The sequence below is a fragment of the Neobacillus sp. YX16 genome, from assembly GCF_030123505.1.
Taxonomy (GTDB): Bacteria; Bacillota; Bacilli; order Bacillales; family Cytobacillaceae; genus Neobacillus.
In genome coordinates this window covers 125,001-127,500 of sequence record NZ_CP126115.1, presented here as the reverse complement: position 1 = coordinate 127,500, position 2,500 = coordinate 125,001, and the positions used below count along the sequence as shown (strand labels likewise).

Below are 2,500 nucleotides of genomic sequence, written 5' to 3'. Positions count from 1 at the left end.
AAAAAACTTGGTGCGGGTGAAGGGAGTCGAACCCCCACGCCTTGCGGCGCCAGATCCTAAGTCTGGTGCGTCTGCCAATTCCGCCACACCCGCAAATATCATAGATTATTTTCTAATGAAAAAACTTGGTTATTTTTCTTCGAAAAAAACTTGGTGAGCCATGAAGGATTCGAACCTTCGACCCTCTGATTAAAAGTCAGATGCTCTACCAACTGAGCTAATGGCTCGTTCAATTAATTTTTAGAAATCAACTAGTTTTTTATGCTCAAAATCCCTTCGGGATTTCGCGCATACTTCCGCTGATGTAAATCAACGAAGCAAAAAGCATGGTGCCGGCGAGAGGACTTGAACCCCCAACCTACTGATTACAAGTCAGTTGCTCTACCAATTGAGCTACCCCGGCGTAATTCTAAATTATTTTTACTTCATGAAATATTGAAAGTTACTCTCACTATCGTAAAAAAATATGGTTATTTTGCTATCGCAAAAATCTTTGGTGGAGGATGACGGGATCGAACCGCCGACCCTCTGCTTGTAAGGCAGATGCTCTCCCAGCTGAGCTAATCCTCCATATATAAAGCCTGGCAACGTCCTACTCTCACAGGGACAAAGTCCCAACTACCATCGGCGCTGAGAAGCTTAACTTCCGTGTTCGGTATGGGAACGGGTGTGACCTTCTCGCCATTGCTGCCAGACTATTTTTTTGAGGTATCATTCCCTCAAAACTAGATAATTTCAGAAGAAGTTTGTAAAACGAGTTCGCTTTTATAAATTGGTTAAGTCCTCGAACGATTAGTATCAGTCAGCTCCACATGTTACCACGCTTCCACCTCTGACCTATCAACCTGATCATCTTTCAGGGTTCTTACTAGCTTGACGCTATGGGAAATCTCATCTTGAGGGGGGCTTCATGCTTAGATGCTTTCAGCACTTATCCCGTCCGCACATAGCTACCCAGCGATGCCTTTGGCAAGACAACTGGTACACCAGCGGTGCGTCCATCCCGGTCCTCTCGTACTAAGGACAGCTCCTCTCAAATTTCCTGCGCCCACGACGGATAGGGACCGAACTGTCTCACGACGTTCTGAACCCAGCTCGCGTACCGCTTTAATGGGCGAACAGCCCAACCCTTGGGACCGACTACAGCCCCAGGATGCGATGAGCCGACATCGAGGTGCCAAACCTCCCCGTCGATGTGGACTCTTGGGGGAGATAAGCCTGTTATCCCCGGGGTAGCTTTTATCCGTTGAGCGATGGCCCTTCCATGCGGAACCACCGGATCACTAAGCCCGACTTTCGTCCCTGCTCGACTTGTAGGTCTCGCAGTCAAGCTCCCTTGTGCCTTTACACTCTGCGAATGATTTCCAACCATTCTGAGGGAACCTTTGGGCGCCTCCGTTACTCTTTAGGAGGCGACCGCCCCAGTCAAACTGCCCACCTGACACTGTCTCCCACCCCGATAAGGGGTGCGGGTTAGAATTTCAATACAGCCAGGGTAGTATCCCACCGACGCCTCCACCGAAGCTAGCGCTCCGGTTTCTCAGGCTCCTACCTATCCTGTACAAGCTGTACCAAAATTCAATATCAGGCTACAGTAAAGCTCCACGGGGTCTTTCCGTCCTGTCGCGGGTAACCTGCATCTTCACAGGTACTATAATTTCACCGAGTCTCTCGTTGAGACAGTGCCCAGATCGTTACGCCTTTCGTGCGGGTCGGAACTTACCCGACAAGGAATTTCGCTACCTTAGGACCGTTATAGTTACGGCCGCCGTTTACTGGGGCTTCGATTCAGAGCTTCGCTTGCGCTAACCCCTCCTCTTAACCTTCCAGCACCGGGCAGGCGTCAGCCCCTATACTTCGCCTTGCGGCTTCGCAGAGACCTGTGTTTTTGCTAAACAGTCGCCTGGGCCTATTCACTGCGGCTCTTCGAGGCTATTCACCTCAAAAAGCACCCCTTCTCCCGAAGTTACGGGGTCATTTTGCCGAGTTCCTTAACGAGAGTTCTCTCGCACACCTTAGGATTCTCTCCTCGCCTACCTGTGTCGGTTTGCGGTACGGGCACCTTTTATCTCGCTAGAGGCTTTTCTTGGCAGTGTGGAATCAGGAACTTCGGTACTATATTTCCCTCGCCATCACAGCTCAGCCTTTACGGTAAGCGGATTTTCCTGCTTACCAGCCTAACTGCTTGGACGCGCATATCCAACAGCGCGCTTACCCTATCCTCCTGCGTCCCCCCATCACTCAAACGATAAAGAGGTGGTACAGGAATATCAACCTGTTGTCCATCGCCTACGCCTTTCGGCCTCGGCTTAGGTCCCGACTAACCCTGAGAGGACGAGCCTTCCTCAGGAAACCTTAGGCATACGGTGGACGGGATTCTCACCCGTCTTTCGCTACTCATACCGGCATTCTCACTTCTAAGCGCTCCACCAGTCCTTACGGTCTAGCTTCAACGCCCTTAGAACGCTCTCCTACCACTGACACCATACGGTGTCAATCC

At 50.7% G+C, this 2,500-nt stretch carries 4 tRNA genes and 2 rRNA genes (1 of these 6 running past the window's edge); all 6 read right to left on the bottom strand.

The features are described 5' to 3' along the window. Positions 1–8: 8 nt before the first annotated feature. Positions 9–93 (bottom strand) — tRNA-Leu (locus tag QNH48_RS00600). A gap of 58 nt (positions 94–151) precedes the next feature. Continuing rightward, positions 152–227: transfer RNA gene (locus QNH48_RS00595), tRNA-Lys, on the bottom strand. Positions 228–327: 100 nt separating this feature from the next. Beyond that, positions 328–403 (bottom strand) — tRNA-Thr (locus tag QNH48_RS00590). Between the two features lie 91 nt (positions 404–494). Then, positions 495–570: transfer RNA gene (locus tag QNH48_RS00585), tRNA-Val, on the bottom strand. Between the two features lie 9 nt (positions 571–579). Continuing rightward, a 5S ribosomal RNA gene (gene rrf / locus QNH48_RS00580) occupies positions 580–695 on the bottom strand. Positions 696–772: 77 nt separating this feature from the next. After that, positions 773–2,500, bottom strand: a 23S ribosomal RNA gene (locus tag QNH48_RS00575) (it continues 1,210 nt past the right edge of the window).